The sequence below is a fragment of the Mesorhizobium sp. M0848 genome (genome assembly GCF_040319805.1).
Lineage (GTDB): Bacteria > Pseudomonadota > Alphaproteobacteria > Rhizobiales > Rhizobiaceae > Mesorhizobium.
This window is the reverse complement of the sequence record NZ_JAMYOM010000002.1, coordinates 339,193-354,533: the sequence shown is the minus strand read 5'-3', so window position 1 is coordinate 354,533 and position 15,341 is coordinate 339,193. Positions and strand designations below refer to the sequence as shown.

General features: G+C 62.2%; 16 protein-coding genes. 4 read left to right on the top strand and 12 right to left on the bottom strand.

The annotated features are described in order from the left end of the window. Positions 1-4 precede the first annotated feature (4 nt). From ispH to coxB, 10 genes are all read right to left on the bottom strand, one after another. Positions 5-1,015, bottom strand: coding sequence for a 4-hydroxy-3-methylbut-2-enyl diphosphate reductase (gene ispH / locus NKH95_RS03605; RefSeq protein ID WP_023808604.1), 1,011 nt, complete (start codon positions 1,013-1,015; stop codon positions 5-7). 71 nt (positions 1,016-1,086) lie between these two features. Further along, positions 1,087-1,842 (bottom strand): SURF1 family protein, encoded by a 756-nt coding sequence (locus tag NKH95_RS03600; protein WP_023808605.1) that lies wholly within the window; start codon positions 1,840-1,842, stop codon positions 1,087-1,089. Then, on the bottom strand, positions 1,839-2,225 hold the full coding sequence (locus NKH95_RS03595) for a DUF983 domain-containing protein (protein WP_352609452.1): 387 nt from the start codon (positions 2,223-2,225) through the stop codon (positions 1,839-1,841). Before NKH95_RS03595 ends, NKH95_RS03600 begins: the two co-directional genes overlap by 4 nt. A gap of 21 nt (positions 2,226-2,246) precedes the next feature. Next, positions 2,247-2,738, bottom strand: a complete 492-nt coding sequence (locus NKH95_RS03590; RefSeq protein ID WP_352609450.1) for a L,D-transpeptidase family protein — start codon at positions 2,736-2,738, stop codon at positions 2,247-2,249. A gap of 92 nt (positions 2,739-2,830) precedes the next feature. After that, entirely contained in the window at positions 2,831-3,712 is an 882-nt protein-coding gene (locus NKH95_RS03585; protein WP_023808608.1) for a cytochrome c oxidase subunit 3, read from the bottom strand. 1 nt (position 3,713) lies between these two features. Next, positions 3,714-4,346, bottom strand: a complete 633-nt coding sequence (locus NKH95_RS03580; protein ID WP_023808609.1) for a cytochrome c oxidase assembly protein — start codon at positions 4,344-4,346, stop codon at positions 3,714-3,716. Continuing rightward, positions 4,346-4,510 carry a cytochrome c oxidase system small membrane protein gene (locus NKH95_RS03575; protein WP_024503613.1) on the bottom strand — a complete coding sequence of 55 codons (165 nt, stop codon included), beginning with the start codon at positions 4,508-4,510 and terminating at the stop codon, positions 4,346-4,348. Before NKH95_RS03575 ends, NKH95_RS03580 begins: the two co-directional genes overlap by 1 nt. Beyond that, a complete protein-coding gene (locus NKH95_RS03570) occupies positions 4,507-5,451 on the bottom strand; it encodes a heme o synthase (protein ID WP_023808610.1) in 945 nt (314 codons plus the stop codon). The genes NKH95_RS03575 and NKH95_RS03570 overlap by 4 nt, the downstream gene beginning before the upstream one ends. 75 nt (positions 5,452-5,526) lie before the next feature. Further along, positions 5,527-7,179: a cytochrome c oxidase subunit I gene (gene ctaD, locus NKH95_RS03565; RefSeq protein WP_023808611.1), complete on the bottom strand. Its 1,653-nt coding sequence runs from the start codon at positions 7,177-7,179 to the stop codon at positions 5,527-5,529. Positions 7,180-7,217: 38 nt separating this feature from the next. Further along, complete coding sequence (gene coxB, locus NKH95_RS03560) at positions 7,218-8,117, bottom strand: cytochrome c oxidase subunit II (protein ID WP_128302491.1); 900 nt, start codon at positions 8,115-8,117, stop codon at positions 7,218-7,220. Between the two features lie 376 nt (positions 8,118-8,493). Here coxB and NKH95_RS03555 point away from each other — a divergent pair, with 376 nt between their 5' ends. Continuing rightward, positions 8,494-9,048: an invasion associated locus B family protein gene (locus tag NKH95_RS03555; protein ID WP_023808613.1), complete on the top strand. Its 555-nt coding sequence runs from the start codon at positions 8,494-8,496 to the stop codon at positions 9,046-9,048. Between the two features lie 157 nt (positions 9,049-9,205). Continuing rightward, on the top strand, positions 9,206-10,618 hold the full coding sequence (gene tldD, locus NKH95_RS03550; protein WP_127811002.1) for a metalloprotease TldD: 1,413 nt from the start codon (positions 9,206-9,208) through the stop codon (positions 10,616-10,618). A gap of 197 nt (positions 10,619-10,815) precedes the next feature. On the opposite strand, the gene NKH95_RS03545 is transcribed toward tldD, so the two are convergent. Both NKH95_RS03545 and NKH95_RS03540 read right to left on the bottom strand, forming a co-directional pair. After that, on the bottom strand, positions 10,816-12,057 hold the full coding sequence (locus NKH95_RS03545) for a class I SAM-dependent RNA methyltransferase (protein WP_352609448.1): 1,242 nt from the start codon (positions 12,055-12,057) through the stop codon (positions 10,816-10,818). After that, entirely contained in the window at positions 12,054-12,818 is a 765-nt protein-coding gene (locus NKH95_RS03540) for a TlyA family RNA methyltransferase (RefSeq protein WP_352439982.1), read from the bottom strand. Before NKH95_RS03540 ends, NKH95_RS03545 begins: the two co-directional genes overlap by 4 nt. A gap of 326 nt (positions 12,819-13,144) precedes the next feature. On the opposite strand from NKH95_RS03540, the gene NKH95_RS03535 reads away from it, so the two are divergent. Next, positions 13,145-14,140 carry a sterol desaturase family protein gene (locus tag NKH95_RS03535; protein WP_352868411.1) on the top strand — a complete coding sequence of 332 codons (996 nt, stop codon included), beginning with the start codon at positions 13,145-13,147 and terminating at the stop codon, positions 14,138-14,140. Continuing rightward, complete coding sequence (locus NKH95_RS03530) at positions 14,137-15,288, top strand: GNAT family N-acetyltransferase (RefSeq protein WP_352891089.1); 1,152 nt, start codon at positions 14,137-14,139, stop codon at positions 15,286-15,288. The genes NKH95_RS03535 and NKH95_RS03530 overlap by 4 nt, the downstream gene beginning before the upstream one ends. Positions 15,289-15,341: the final 53 nt, after the last annotated feature.

The following is a 15,341-nucleotide window of genomic DNA, read 5'->3' as shown; positions in this document are numbered from 1 at the left end:
TGGCTTACGCGGCTCCATTGACGAAGGCCATGTCGGCCCGCGTCAGTTCGACATCGCGCAATACCCGCATGACCGGAAAATCCTCCGTTTCCGTGGCCGTGATGGCCAGATCGATCGTGACATCGAAGCGCTGCCGGAACGCGTCGATGATCTCGTCGACGATGATTTCGGGCGCCGACGCGCCGGCCGACAGGCCGAGCGTCGAGATGTTGCCGATGTCATTCCACGGAATCTCGGCGGCGCGCTGCACGAGAAGCGACATGGTGGCGCCTGCACGCTCCGCGACTTCGACAAGTCGTCGCGAATTGGAGGAATTCGGCGCGCCGACGATCAGATAGAGATCGGCGCCCGGCGCGGTGTCCTTGACGGCTTCCTGGCGGTTGGTGGTGGCATAGCAGATCGATTCCGCCGCCGGTGCCTGCAGCGCCGGAAAGCGATCCTGCAAGGCGCGGATGATGCCGGCGGTGTCCTCGACCGACAATGTGGTCTGGGTAACGAAGCCGAGCGCCTGCGGATCGGCGGGCGAGAGCTTTGCGGCATCGGCTTCGGTTTCGATCAGCGTCACCGCTCCGTCCGGCAGCTGGCCCATGGTGCCGATCACCTCGGGATGGCCGGCGTGACCAATCAACAGCACATGACGGCCGAGCCGCTGATGGCGCATCGCTTGCTTGTGGACCTTCGACACCAGCGGGCAGGTGGCATCGAGATAGAAGAGATTGCGCGCCTTCGCATCCGCCGGCACCGATTTCGGCACGCCATGCGCCGAGAACACGACGGGCGACTGCCGATGTTCGGCCGGTATCTCGGAGAGTTCCTCGATGAAGACGGCGCCAAGGCTTTGCAGCCCCTCGACGACGTAGCGGTTGTGCACGATCTCATGGCGGACATAGACCGGCGCGCCATATTTCTTCAGCGCCAGCACGACGATCTGGATGGCACGGTCGACACCGGCGCAGAAACCGCGCGGCTGGCAGAGCCGGATCGTCAGAGGTGGTTTGGTGGTTGTCTGAAGCATTAAATCCGGGCCGGTTGATCAAAGCCGAAATGAGGTGCGCACCCCTGCCCTGTCAAGGGCATCAGCCGCGTTCATTCGTCTTTCGCGGGACGGCGAAGCCGCAGGATGAGCACGGCTGCGAGCGCCGCGGCAAGCCCGTACCAAGTCATCGCATATTGCAGATGGCTGTTCGGGAGGTCGATGATGGTGACGCCGCCAACCGGCAAGCCGCCCGGGTTTGGCGTCTTGTCTGCGTCGATGAAGATCGGCACCAGCGCGGCGCCCGCCGGCAGACCGGCGCTCGCAGCCATCACGTCGCGGTCCTTCCAGTAGAAGATGTTCTTCGCCACGTCGTTGTCGGGCAGCATCATCGACGGCTTCGCCGGCAGCGGGTTGCGGGCCAGCCCGGTCACGGTCACTCTGCCAGTCACCTGTCCCTTGGCGCGCTTGGCGGCGTCCTTCAGATCGTAAGGCACGAAGCCGCGATTGATCAGGACGAAGCGGCCGTCGTCGAGCGCCAGCGGCGTGTAGACATTGAAGCCGGCGTCACCTTCCCAGGTTGCGTAGAAATGGCGTTCGCCTTGATGCAGGAACGTGCCGGTGACGGTAACCGGCGTATAGTCGACATCCCCGGTGGCGGCGAACTCTTTCTCGACCGCAACCAACGGCAAGGGCGCCGAATGGGTACGCTGGTCGATGGTCTGCAGAAGGCCTTCCTTCCAATACAGGCGCTGCACTTGCCAGGTGCCGAGCACCAGCAGGATCAGGAACAGCATAAGGCCAAGGCCGAGCAGCAATGCCGATCGCGGTCGCGAACGACCGTCAGTTTTAACGGAAGCCTCGCTCATTCGCCGCGATCCAGCCGGCCCTCGGCCGCTTTGTTGCGGTATTGCAGCGTCAGCAGCACGCCCTTGATCAGCCGCAGCGTCGTCAAGCACAGCACGATAGCCAACGGAATCCAGACCAGCAGATGCAGCCAGAGCGGCGGGCTGAGCGTGACTTCTACCCAGAGCGCCAGGCCGACGATGATAAAGCCGATGATCAGGATCACGAACACCGCCGGCCCGTCGCCGGCATCAGCGTAGGAATAATCGAGGCCGCAATTGACGCATCGCTTGCCGACGGTGAGGAAGCCGGAGAACAACCGCCCCTCGCCGCAACGCGGGCAGCGGCCATGCAGGCCGGCCGAGATCGGATCGATCGGCGGCCAGATCGCCCTGTCTTCACTCATGGGAGCGTCGTCGCTCATTGCCTACCGCTCGATCTCGATCGGTGTGCCATCGGCCACCATCGCCCAGATTTCGTCCATATCGGAGTCCGTAACCGCAATGCAGCCGTCGGTCCAGTCGACCAATTGAAGCAGCCAGCCCCACCAGCCATAACCGTTTGGCTGGCCGTGGATCATGATCATGCCGCCCGCGTCGACATTGCGCGCCTTGGCGGCCGCCAGATCGTCGGTGTTGGGGTACGAAATATGGATCGATCTGTGCGCGATGCTGTTCGGGTTGCGCCAGTCGAGGACATAGTTCCCCTCGGGCGTGCGTTGATCGCCCTCCTGGTGCTTATGCCCGACAGGATCGCCGCCGAGTGCGATGCCGTAGCTGCGCAGGATCTTGCCGTCGCCGATCAGTTCCAGCCGGCGTTCGGCTTTGTGGACACGCACCAAATCCACCTTCTCGCCGGCAAAGGCCGGGAGTGCCGCGATCATCAATGCGCAAATGGCCCGGAAAATTGTCAGCCGCATTGGCTATCGATCAGCGATCATTGCGCCAAAAAGAAGAAGGCGGCCACGTTGCCGCGGCCGCCTTCTCGAAACGGAAATTCCTCAGGCCAGGATCAGTGGCCCTCGATCACCGCGCCGACCGATCCCCAGACGTAGATCGAGGCGAACAGGAAAAGCCAGACCACGTCGACGAAGTGCCAGTACCAGGCGGCCGCCTCGAAGCCGAAATGCTGCTTGGGGGTGAAATCACCCTTCATCGCCCGGATCAGGCAGACCAACAGGAAGATGGTGCCGATGATGACGTGGAAACCGTGGAAGCCGGTCGCCATGAAAAAGGTGGCGCCATAGATGGAATCCTTGAAGGCGAACGGAGCATGCATGTACTCGTAGGCCTGCACCATGGTGAACAGCATGCCGAGGCCAACAGTCAGCACCAGGCCATTGATCAGGCCTTTGCGATCGCCATGGATGAGCGAATGGTGCGCCCAGGTCACCGTGGTGCCGGACAGCAGCAGGATGACGGTGTTGTAGAGCGGCAAATGGAAAGGATCGAGAACTTCCATGCCCTTCGGCGGCCAGACACCGCCGGTAAACGCGGTGCGGGCATATTGCTGGGCTTCGCTCGGAAACAGGCTGGCATCGAAATAGGCCCAGAACCAGGCAACGAAGAACATCACCTCAGAGGCGATGAACATGATCATGCCGTAGCGCAGATGCAGCGACACGACACGCGTGTGATGGCCCTCATGCGCTTCCTTAATGGTGTCCGACCACCAGGCGAACATGGTGTAGAGGATGATCACGAGGCCGATGAAGAACAGCCATGGATTGGCGATGTTGAAGCCGAAGATCGGGAACGAGCCGCCCTTCAGGTACTCCATCAGGCAGACGCCGCCAAAGGCGGTGACAAGTGCGCCTACCGATCCCAGGAAAGGCCACGGGCTCGGGTCGACGAGATGATAGTCATGCTGTGGTTTTGCGTGCGCGTCTGCCATATCAACCCCCGAGATTTGCTTCGGTATTCGAAATTGTCTTGCTGTTGCCCTCGGCCGGCTCCGAGGAGGCGACCGGCTTGGTCTTCTCGACCGGGAACATCGTGTAGGACAGAGTGATCGTCTTCACGTCCTTGAGCTCCGGCACATTGACGATGTCGGGGTCCACGTAGAACAGCACCGGCATGTCCAGCGTCTCCCCGGGCTTCAGCGTCGTGTCGGTGAAGCAGAAGCACTCGACCTTGTTGAAATAGGGACCTGCCAGTTCAGGCTGCACGTTGAAGGTAGCGCGGCCGGTCACGGGACGATCGAACTTGTTGGTCGCCTGATAGTGCGCCTGCACGGTCTCGCCGATCTTCATCGTCATCGAGCGCTGGACCGGCTGGAACTCCCACGGCACGCCAGCGATGTTGGCATCGAAGCGGACAGTGATCTCGCGGTCGAGCACGCGGCCGGCATACTGCTTCTCGGCACGTTGCGTCGTGCCGCCATAGCCGGTGGCCTGGCAAAACATTTTGTAAAGCGGCACCGCGGCATAGGCCATGCCGATCATGCCGGTGAAAAAGGCGAGGCAGACAGCCGCGACGATGACGTTGCCGTTCTTGCCAGCCGTTTTTTTTGAGGTCTCGACGCTCATCACATCGTGCCCAGATTGTGGCCGAACTTCACGATCGTCGCGATGTAGAAAATGACCACCAGCAGCGCCAGCGCCACACCGATGGCGATAGAACGGCTGCGCTGCGCCTTCTTCTGACGCTCGGTCAACGTGACGGTCTCGAGCTTTTCCTCGATCATGGTCATGCTCCACCCATGGCAAGCGCGCGTTCGACAACGCTGTCGGCCAGATAGGCAGCGAAGATGGCGAAGAGGTAAAGCAGCGAATAGGCGAACAGGGCCTTGGCCGGTTTCATGACGCCGTCATCGTCGGCCATGCCAAGCACTTTCCACGCGTACCAGACAAAACCGACTCCCAGAAGCAGGGCGGCCACGCCATAGAACGGCGTGGTGTAGCCAAGCAGCCACGGCAGCACGCCGACCGGGGCCAGCACCAGCGCATAGGCGAAGATCTGGCGGCGGGTCGAAGCGTGGCCGGCGACGTTGGGCATCATCGGAATGCCGGCCTTGGCATAGTCCTCGGACTTGAACAGCGCCAGCGCCCAGAAATGCGGCGGCGTCCACAGGAAGATGATCAGGAACAGGACAATGCTTTCGAGGCTGACTGTCCCGGTCACCGCGGCCCAGCCGATCACAGGCGGAATGGCGCCGGCGGCGCCGCCGATGACGATGTTCTGCGGCGTCCAGCGCTTCAGCCACATCGTGTAGACGACGGCGTAGAAAAAGATGGTGAAGGCAAGCAGCGTCGCCGCCAGCCAGTTGACCAGTACGCCGAGCGTCATCACCGACAGCACCGACAGCACCAGCCCGAAGGTCAGCGCTTCGTGCGGCTGGATGCGACCGGCCGGGACCGGGCGGGTGGCGGTCCTGGTCATCACGGCATCGATGTCGGCATCGTACCACATGTTGAGCGCGCCGGAGGCACCAGCACCTATTGCAATAGCCAGGATGGCGATCACCGCCAGCAGAGGGTTGATGGTCACGGGTGCGGCGACAAGGCCGACAAAGGCGGTGAACACCACCAGCGACATGACGCGCGGCTTCAGCAGCGCGAAGAAATCGCCCGCCGTCGCTTCCGACATGCGAAAGCCCGCTTCGTCAATCAATGGGTCGTCGACAAGGGCCATGCGTACTTAAGTCCATCATCCGTTGGCCAAAACCGCCGGCGGACCGGCGGTTTCGTATTCGAGCGGGCAGCCGCCTTACTTGATTTTCGGCAGCTGTTCCCACTGGTGGAAGGGCGGCGGCGAAGGCAGCTGCCATTCGAGCGTCGTTGCGCCCTCGCCCCATGGGTTGGCGCCGGCGATCCGCTTCTTCTGGAAGGCCTCGAACACGCCATAGAGGAAGATCAGGACGCCGATGGCCGAGATATACGAGCCGATGGACGACACATAATTCCAGCCGGCAAACGCATCGGGGTAGTCGATGGTGCGGCGCGGCATGCCGGCGAGACCGAGGAAGTGCTGCGGGAAGAAGATCAGGTTCACGCCGACGAAGGTGACCCAGAAGTGGGTGTTGGCGATGACGGGCGAATACATGTAGCCGGTCATCTTCGGGAACCAGTAGTACCAGCCGGCGAAGATGGCGAACACCGCGCCCAGTGACAGCACGTAGTGGAAGTGGGCAATGACGAAATAGGTGTCATGCAGCGAGCGGTCGAGGCCGGCATTGGCCAGCTGGACGCCGGTGACGCCGCCGATGGTGAACAGGAAGATGAAGCCCAGCGCCCACAGCATCGGCGTCTTGAACGAAATCGACCCGCCCCACATCGTCGCGATCCAGGAGAAAATCTTCACGCCTGTCGGCACCGCGATGACCATGGTGGCGAAGACGAAATAGCGCTGCGTGTCGAGCGACAGGCCGGTCGTGTACATGTGGTGCGCCCACACGATGAAGCCGACGGCGCCGATCGCCACCATGGCATAGGCCATGCCGAGATAGCCGAACACCGGCTTCCTCGAGAAGGTCGAGATGACGTGACTGATGATGCCGAAGCCCGGCAGGATCAGGATGTACACTTCAGGGTGACCGAAGAACCAGAACAGGTGCTGGAAGAGGATCGGGTCGCCGCCGCCGTCGGGCGCAAAGAAGGTGGTGCCGAAATTGCGGTCGGTAAGCAGCATGGTGATGCCACCGGCCAGAACCGGCAACGACAGCAGGAGCAGGAAGGCGGTGATCAGCACCGACCAGGCAAACAGCGGCATCTTGTGCAGCGTCATGCCAGGCGCGCGCATGTTGAAGATGGTGGTGATGAAGTTGATGGCGCCGAGGATCGACGACGCACCGGCAATGTGGATCGACAGGATCGCCAGATCCATGGCCGGCCCGGGCTGGCCCGAGGTCGAAAGCGGCGGATAGAGCGTCCAGCCGCCACCGACGCCAAAGGCGCCCGGCGCGCTCGGCACGAACATCGAGGTGAGAAGCAGGATGAAGGCCGGCGGCAACAGCCAGAAGGAGATGTTGTTCATGCGCGGGAACGCCATGTCGGGCGCGCCGATCATGATCGGAACCATCCAGTTGGCGAAACCGCCGATCAGCGCCGGCATGACCATGAAGAAGATCATGATCAGGGCGTGCGCGGTGGCGAAGGCATTGTACATGCTCTTGCCGCCGTCGATCGCGGCGTCACCGTTCATGCCATAGACCATCTGCGCCAGGCCGCTGAAGATCTGGATGCCAGGCTCCTGCAGCTCCATGCGGATGGCGACCGACAAGGCACCGCCGATGATGCCGGCCATGATCGCGAAGATCAGGTAGAGCGTGCCGATGTCCTTGTGATTGGTCGAATAAACCCAGCGGACCCAGCCGTGATAAGGCTTGTGGTCATGCCCGTCGTGAGCTGCAGCGTCTGCCATGTTCCGCTCCGTTCCCTAAATCTTGCTAACCCGCGGCATCAGTTGCCGGCGGCCGCTACCTTGTTCTGGCCGTCGACCTCGGCCATCAGCGTCTTGTTGGCGCCGGGCAGATCGGTCTTGGCTGCCGCCAGCCAGGTCTTGAACTGCGCGTCGGAGACGACGCGAATGGCGATCGGCATGAAGGCATGGTCCTTGCCGCAGAGCTGCGAGCACTGGCCGTAAAAAATACCTTCCTTCTCCGCCTTGAACCAGGTCTCGTTGGTGCGGCCCGGAATGGCATCGATCTTGATGCCGAACGACGGCATGGCAAAGGAGTGGATCACGTCGGTCGCGGTCACGAGCACTCGGGTCATGGTGTTGACCGGCACCACCAGTTCATTGTCGACGGCCAGCAGGCGCGGATAAACCTTGCGGTCCTCCTTGCCGGCGCCGGCGCGGTCGGTGTCCTGGAGGATCGCGGAGTTGAAGGAGAGCGTGTTTTCGGTCTGGTACTCGTAGTCCCAGTTCCACTGGTTGCCGGTCGCCTTGACGGTCAGCTTTGCTTCTTCCGGCGGCGTATATTGCGCGGTCAGCAACTGGAACGAGGGAATAGCCAGGCAAAGCAGGATGACGACCGGACCGACAGTCCAGATCACCTCGATCAGCGTGTTGTGGCTGGTCTTGGACGGAACCGGGTTCGCGCTCGCACGGAATCTGACGATGCAATAGGCGAGCAGAAGCAGCACCAGGATGGTGATCGGGACGATGAACCACATGGTGTAGTTCCCGAACCACTCGATCTGCCGCATCATGTCGGTCGCCGGCGCCTGGAAGGTTGTCTCCCAGTTCTTGGGCTGGTCGGCATGGGCGGATGCGCCGGCGAAAAACGTGATAGCGGCACAAGCACTTAGAAACTTGGCACTTGCTGGAACCTTGGCGTTTGCCAGGAAATTTCTCATCGCCCTCATCGTCTCCCAGTTCCTCGCTGCGGTACCCACGAGAATAACGAACAATGCCGGGACGGGAATCCCGACAGTTTCAAGCTGGTTCAAACCATACTCTTTTTCCCTCCGCAAGAAAGGAGCGGACGAAACCGTGCGGCATTTTTGCGCGCAAGCCCGGATGTGCCTTTGGCGGCAGCCGCGGCAGCACCGAATCGCCTACAGTGAGCCCGCAGCAGCATTCCCGCGGGCCGCACGTGCCGAACGTCGCAATTCGGGCGAAATTGGCAGGGAAAAGCGCCCTATTGGCTTTTTCGGGGCAGACCTGGTGCGGTCTCGTCCTTTACTTGGCTTTGGCGCGGCTTAAAGTGCCGTGATTCGCAATGGAGCCGTCATGAATTACTGGCTTTCGAGAAACTCTCGGTTTTCGAGAAACTGGGCGAAGGTCATCTTTCTCGCCGCCCTGTCTGGCATCGGCTTGTCCGCGATCGTGTCCGGCACGGCCAACGCCGCGCAGCCGAGCGGCACCGTGCGCTCGACGCATGGCGCATGGTCGATCATCTGCGACACACCGGCCGGCGCCACCTCGGAACAATGCGTGATGATGCAGAACGTCGTCGCCGAGGACCGTCCCGAGATGGGACTGTCGGTCGTGGTGCTGCGCACCGCTGACAACAAGGCGGAGATCCTGCGCGTGCTGGCGCCGCTCGGCGTGCTTTTGCCCAACGGGCTCGGCCTCAATGTCGACGGCAAGGATATCGGCCGCGCCTATTTCGTGCGCTGCTTCCAGGACGGCTGCTATGCCGAGGTCATTCTCGAAAAGCCGCTTCTCGACACGCTGAAGACCGGCACGTCGGCCACCTTCATCGTCTTCCAGACCCCGGAAGAAGGCATCGGCATCCCGGTCGACCTCAAGGGTTTTGCCGACGGCTTCGCCGCGCTCCCCTGACAGCCCGGCGACATCACCGACTTCATCAACCAGAAGTGACATCGGCCGGCTGCTGGCAAACCGCTTTTGTCTTCACAATGCGGCAGAACGATTGTCTCGGCGCACCTTCGCGCCTACATCGTGGCAAAGACCCATTCCTCCTGTGAACGGACGCGCCATGAACAGCCTGATCGGCCAATTCGACATTTCAGACGATCGCATCAAGCAGATCGTCGCTGAGACCATCAACGGCGCCGATGACGGCGAGCTGTTCCTCGAATACAGCGAGAGCGAAGCGCTGATGTTCGACAACGGCCGGCTGAAGACCGCCAACTTCAACACCGACCAGGGTTTTGGCCTGCGTGCGGTTGCCGGCGAAGCCAGCGGCTATGCGCATTCCAGCGACCTCTCCGAAGCTTCGCTGCTGCGCGCGGCCGATGCCGTTTCAACCGTCAAGGGCGGTTATTCCGGCACGCTTGCCGCGGCACCCGCCCGCACCAACCGCCATCTCTATGGCGAAGAGAACCCGATCCCCTCGCCTTCCTTCGAGGCCAAGGCAAAGCTCTTGCAGGAAATCGACGCCTGGCTGCGCGCCGAGGATCCGCGCGTGCGGCAGGTTTCGGCATCGCTCGCCGCATCCTGGCAGCATGTCGAGATCGTGCGCGCTGATGGCCAAATGGTGCGCGACATCCGCCCGCTGGTCCGCATCAACGTCTCCGTCGTGGTCGGCGATGGCGACCGCCAGGAGAGCGGCTCCTACGGCATGGGCGGCCGCAAGGCGTTTGGCGAATTCCTGGTCGAGGACAGCTGGAAGCACGCCGCCAAGGAGGCGCTCAGGCAAGCTCTGGTCAATCTCGAGGCCATACCGGCCCCGGCCGGCACTTTCGACATCGTCTTGTCCAGCGGCTGGCCGGGCGTCATGCTGCACGAGGCCGTAGGCCATGGGCTGGAAGGCGATTTCAACCGCAAGAAGACCTCGGCCTTCGCCGGCCTGCTGGGCCAGCAGGTCGCCGCCAAGGGGGTCACGGTGGTCGACGACGGCACGATGCCCGAGCGGCGCGGCTCGCTGACCGTCGACGACGAAGGCACGCCTTCGGCCCGCAATGTGCTGATCGAAGACGGCAAGCTGGTCGGCTACATGCAGGATCGCCAGAACGCCCGGCTGATGGGCATGAAGGCAACCGGCAACGGCCGTCGCGAAGGCTACGCCCACCAGCCGATGCCGCGCATGACCAACACCTACATGACATCAGGCGACATGGAGCCGGACGAAATCATCGCCTCGGTCAAGAACGGCATCTATGCTGTCTCCTTCGGTGGCGGCCAGGTCGACATCACCTCTGGCAAATTCGTGTTCGGCTGCACCGAGGCCTACATGATCGAGAACGGCAAGGTGACGCAGCCGATCAAGGGCGCGATGCTGATAGGCAACGGCCCGGACGCCATGCACCGCGTGTCGATGATCGGCAACGACATGAAGCTCGACACCGGCATCGGCATGTGCGGCAAGGCCGGACAGGGCGTGCCCGTCGGCGTCGGCCAGCCGCATCTGCGCATGAATCAGATGACGGTCGGCGGCACGCGGGTCTGATGCGATGGCCACTGGAGAAAAATCCGTTGCCTCCAGTTCAACCGCCGATCAGCTCACACGGCCTGCTCCGGTCTTTCCCCCAACGCGACCCGAGGATGTGTTCGGGTCGCTGCCCAACAGAGGCAAGTCGAAAACATTGAGAGAAATAGAAACGGGCGTGCTCGCGGAAGCACGGCTTCGCCAAACCAGCGAATGATCTACCGCCTCTTCTTCGGCTTCTCCAGCAGCGCGACCGCCTCGACATGCGGCGACCACAGGAACTGGTCGATCGGCGTCACGCTTTTCAAGGTGTAACCGCCGTCGATGAGGATGCGCAGGTCGCGCGCCAGCGTCACTGGATTGCAAGACACGGCAGCAACGAACGGAACATCCGAGCGGGCGATCTGCTTCGACTGATCCTCGGCGCCTGCCCGCGGCGGGTCGAACACCACGCCGTCGAAGGCATTCAATTCCTTGAAGGTGAGCGGCCTGCGGAACAGGTCGCGGCGTTCGCCCGTCACCCGCTTCAGCCCGGTCGCGAAGCGCGATCCCCGGTCGAGCGCAGAAAGAGCCGCCGCATCCCCCTCCACCGCATGGACTTCCGATTTCATTGCCAGCCGCAAGGCAAAGCTGCCGCAACCCGCGAAAAGATCCGCCACCTTCTTGGCGCGCTTCAGATGTCCGCCGACGATATCGGCCATCGCCTGTTCCGCGGCCTCGGTTGCCTGCAGGAAGGCGCCTGGCGGAATGGCAACGGCTACGCCGCCGAACATGACTACCGGCTTTTTGGGTTCGATGATGATCTCGTCGTCGATCGAAAGCCGGGCAAATCCCTGGGCCATGGCGAAGTTGGAGGCGACCCGACGCTGGTTTTCGCCCAGTTTGCCTGACTCATAGACCGCGACATCGAGCCCCGAACCGGTCACGGTGACCGCCAGCCGGAACGATTTGGTGGTTGCGCAGACCAATTCGGCGAGCGCCTTCAACCGATCGAGCGAAGCGACGATCTCCGGCAGCGAGATCGGGCATTCCGATATGGCGATGATCTCTGGCGACAGATGGCGATGGAAGCCGAGCAGCATGCCTGTATCGGTGCGGCGGGCGGCAAGCACGACACGGCGGCGCGTCTGCGGCGCGCAGGCGACCAGGTCACCGATCTCGCAATCGATGCCTTTGCCCTTCAGGATGTGCGCCACCTTTTCGCGTTTCCACTGGCGATAGGCTTCGGCTTCGAAATGCTGGAGCGCGCAACCGCCGCATTCGGTGAAATGGCGGCAGGCGGGATCGATGCGCAGCGGCGATGATTCCAGCACCGCCATCAGCATGGCGCGATCCCTTTCGCGCGCGGCGGTGACCGTTTCACCGGGCAGTGTGAAAGGAATGAACAGATCCCCTGTCTCGGTCTCGGCGACACCGTCGCCCTGAGCGCCAAGTTTCCTGATGCTGAAGCGCGCGCTCATCGGTCCTTGATCCCACCGAGCAGGAATTCGCGATTGCCGTCGCCGCCCTCGATCGGCGACAAATGCAGCCCCAGCGAGCGCCAACCGGGAACGGAGTCCAGCCAATCCTGCAGCAGGCCGGCGACACGAGAGGCGTCGTAGGGGTCTTTCAACAGACCACCCTTGCCGATCGCATCACGGCCCGCCTCGAATTGCGGCTTGACCAGAAACATGGCCTTGGCGCCAGCCTTCGCCAGACCAAGCGCCGGCGGCAGCGCCAGTTTCAGCGAGATGAAGCTGACGTCGGACACGATGAAATCCGGAATACGCCCGCTGAGATCGGCGAGGGCGAGGTCGCGGGCGTTCAGTCCTTCGATCACCGTCACACGCGGGTCGCCGCCGATATCAGGATGCATCTGGCCATGACCGACATCGACCGCGGTGACATGGGCCACGCCGCGCTCGAGCAACACCTGGGTGAAGCCGCCGGTCGAGGCGCCGATGTCGAGCGCTTCACAGCCGGCAGGGTCGAGGCCGAAATGATCGAGCCCACCGATCAGCTTGAGTGCCGCGCGCGACACATAGCCTTGCGCCGGATCATCGATGGTAACAAGGCATTGCGGCAAAACGCTCTGGCCGGGCTTGCGCGCAATGACGCCGTCGACGGTCACCGTGCCGCGCTCGACCGCGTCGCGGGCACGTGAGCGGCTGGCAAACAGCCCGCGCTGGACGAGCAGGTCGTCGAGCCGCTGGCGTGCGCTGGCTGGCAGAGGCGAATTCATCGGCCTTCATGGCGAAAGCCGACGACGATGGCAAGAGCGCCGGCCGGAAGCATCTCGTCTCACGTTCCCGTCATCACGCCCAGCATCTTGGACCGCGACGATGGTGAGGCATTCCGTCCCGTCGACCATCTTTATGAATATCCATGCGTTACGCCCGTTGAGACAGATGACCGCCGTAGCATGAGGTCTCGCCGCCTGCGGATAAATACCAAAAACCTAGAAAGCCTCATGATTTCTTAACCAATTTTCATCGCATTTGCTTGAGGACTTCAATGTTATGACCGCGACGACCGGAAAACCCGGATGGAGAGGCGGCAACCTTGGAAATGGCCAGCGATATCGTCTACAGGGTTCTTGATCGGATTTCCGGCGCCGGCCTGCTGGCGACCGGACTTCTGTTGCTGACTGCTTTGGTCAGCGCCCTGGTCGCCTACTGGCGCACGGTCGAGAAAAAGAGCTGGAAAGAGTTCTTCGAGTTCGCAGTCCCGCATGAGGTCATCACGCACCCTTCGGCGAAAGCCGACCTTTTGTTCTGGGTGACGCGGAAGGCGCTGATGCCATTCCTCATGCTGCCCGCCGGCGTCGTCTTCGTCAGCGCCGTCGGCTATGCGACGAACTGGTTGCTCTCCACGCTGCTGGCAATCCAGCCGCCCCTGATCGAAGGGCCGGCAGGGCCGGTGACGGTGACGATCTTCACCATCACCATGCTGCTTGCCTACGACATCTCGTACTATCTCTATCACGTCGCCCAGCACCGCTATCCGGTGCTCTGGGAACTGCACAAGGTGCACCATTCGGCCGAGGTGATGGTCGGCATCACCAAGGATCGCGTCCACCCGCTCGACGAATTGATGAACCGGGCCTGGGACGGCGTCATTCCCGGCATCTGCTTCGGCATCTGGTCGCTGGTGTCGCTGAACCTCGTCGAGCTGACGGTCTTCGGCGTCAACGTCTACATCATACGCAACATCCTGATGATGGATTTCGTCAGGCACACGCATTTCAAGATCTCGTTTGGACCGTTGAACAATCTGATCCTGTGCCCGCACTGGCATCAGTTGCACCACAGCACCGACCCGCGCCACTACGACAAGAACTTCGGGCTGCTCTTCTCGTTCTGGGATCGGCTCTTCGGAACTCTGTGCGTCCCGAGACCCGACGAGGACTTCAAGTTCGGTTTGATCGAACGCAACGTGCGCGACTACCAGTCGCTCGCAGGCCTCTATGTTCTGCCGCTGAAGCGGATGTGGCGGCAGATCGCCAGACATTTCCGCACCGACAAGCCCGAGCCACAGCAATCGCCGCAAGGGGGCAAGCCATGAACGGACCCGCCGTGTTCCGGATGCCGCGAACGCACCGGATCGAAATTGCAACCTCGCCAGCGCGGCTGGCAGAAATCGCACCCGCCTGGGCAGCGCTCTGGCAACGCGCCGGCGGCCTCGTTTTCCAGCATCCCGACTGGATCTCGGCCTGGTGGCACACCACACCGCATCAGGACCGTCGCGGTCTCAGGATCGGCCTGGTCTGGAGCGGCGAGCGTCTCGAGGCCGTCATTGCGCTCGCGACCTTCTGGCGCTCGGGCATCCGTATGCTGGAGTGGGCGGCGAAGGATCACTGCGACTATGGCGATGTCCTGCTTGCTCCCGATGCCGAGCCACAGATCCTGCCGCAACTCTGGCAACATATCCTCGACGATGGCGGCTTCGATCTTGCCTACCTCAATCGTCTGTTGCCCGATGCCCGATTTCGGACCCTGCTCGGTCCCGCCGCCCCAGGCCAAGACAATATCTTGCAGCCAAGCCACCGCAGCGAGGTCAGCTATCGAGTTTCCGGCGCCGGGCAACGCGGCGCCCAATGGTTTGAAAGCCAGTCGAAGAAAACCCGGCAAAACTATCGCCGTGGCTACAAATTCATGGAGGAAGGCGGCGCGCTGCGTTTCCGCCTGATGGATGCGCACGAAGCCCGCGAGCCGGTGCTGGAGCGCGTCGCGACACTGAAGCGGGTATGGCTTGCAAAACACGGCCGCGTTTCGGACCTCTTCGACGAAGGTTCCCCCGCGCTGGCGGCACTCATATCCGTTCTGGCCAAGCTTGGATTGCTGCGCATCTTCGTGCTCGAACGCGAAGACGAGATCATCGCCATCTCGATCAATTTCGAGCAGCATGGAACGATGATGGCTTTCGTCACCACCTATGATCCGGCCTTCGAACGGGCCTCGCCGGGCATGGTCTTGATGATGGATTACATCCAGTGGTCGTTTGACCGGGGCTTGACCACGATCGATTTTCTCTGCGGCGGCGAGGATTTCAAGCGCCGCTTTGCGACGCATTCGGTGACCTTGTCGTCAGTGGTGGGTGGACGAAACCTGCGCGGACGCCTAGCCGCCCTGGCAGACCGCGCCCGCCATGCGGCGCAATCCTGGCGCCCCGAGAAACCGGCGCAACAAGCGGAGTTGGTGGCGGCGGAGTAGCATTGCCAGCGCCTTCTTAGATCACCCGCACAGCGGCAAGCACGATGAAACGA

Excerpts from the sequence above, each read along its gene's own strand:
- ispH (WP_023808604.1), bottom strand. The coding sequence starts at position 1,015 with ATGCTTCAGACAACCACCAAACCACCTCTGACGATCCGGCTCTGCCAG.
- NKH95_RS03600 (WP_023808605.1), bottom strand. The coding sequence starts at position 1,842 with ATGAGCGAGGCTTCCGTTAAAACTGACGGTCGTTCGCGACCGCGATCG.
- NKH95_RS03595 (WP_352609452.1), bottom strand. The coding sequence starts at position 2,225 with ATGAGTGAAGACAGGGCGATCTGGCCGCCGATCGATCCGATCTCGGCC.
- NKH95_RS03590 (WP_352609450.1), bottom strand. The coding sequence starts at position 2,738 with ATGCGGCTGACAATTTTCCGGGCCATTTGCGCATTGATGATCGCGGCA.
- NKH95_RS03585 (WP_023808608.1), bottom strand. The coding sequence starts at position 3,712 with ATGGCAGACGCGCACGCAAAACCACAGCATGACTATCATCTCGTCGAC.
- NKH95_RS03580 (WP_023808609.1), bottom strand. The coding sequence starts at position 4,346 with ATGAGCGTCGAGACCTCAAAAAAAACGGCTGGCAAGAACGGCAACGTC.
- NKH95_RS03575 (WP_024503613.1), bottom strand. The coding sequence starts at position 4,510 with ATGACCATGATCGAGGAAAAGCTCGAGACCGTCACGTTGACCGAGCGT.
- NKH95_RS03570 (WP_023808610.1), bottom strand. The coding sequence starts at position 5,451 with ATGGCCCTTGTCGACGACCCATTGATTGACGAAGCGGGCTTTCGCATG.
- ctaD (WP_023808611.1), bottom strand. The coding sequence starts at position 7,179 with ATGGCAGACGCTGCAGCTCACGACGGGCATGACCACAAGCCTTATCAC.
- coxB (WP_128302491.1), bottom strand. The coding sequence starts at position 8,117 with ATGAGAAATTTCCTGGCAAACGCCAAGGTTCCAGCAAGTGCCAAGTTT.
- NKH95_RS03555 (WP_023808613.1), top strand. The coding sequence starts at position 8,494 with ATGAATTACTGGCTTTCGAGAAACTCTCGGTTTTCGAGAAACTGGGCG.
- tldD (WP_127811002.1), top strand. The coding sequence starts at position 9,206 with ATGAACAGCCTGATCGGCCAATTCGACATTTCAGACGATCGCATCAAG.
- NKH95_RS03545 (WP_352609448.1), bottom strand. The coding sequence starts at position 12,057 with ATGAGCGCGCGCTTCAGCATCAGGAAACTTGGCGCTCAGGGCGACGGT.
- NKH95_RS03540 (WP_352439982.1), bottom strand. The coding sequence starts at position 12,818 with ATGAATTCGCCTCTGCCAGCCAGCGCACGCCAGCGGCTCGACGACCTG.
- NKH95_RS03535 (WP_352868411.1), top strand. The coding sequence starts at position 13,145 with ATGGCCAGCGATATCGTCTACAGGGTTCTTGATCGGATTTCCGGCGCC.
- NKH95_RS03530 (WP_352891089.1), top strand. The coding sequence starts at position 14,137 with ATGAACGGACCCGCCGTGTTCCGGATGCCGCGAACGCACCGGATCGAA.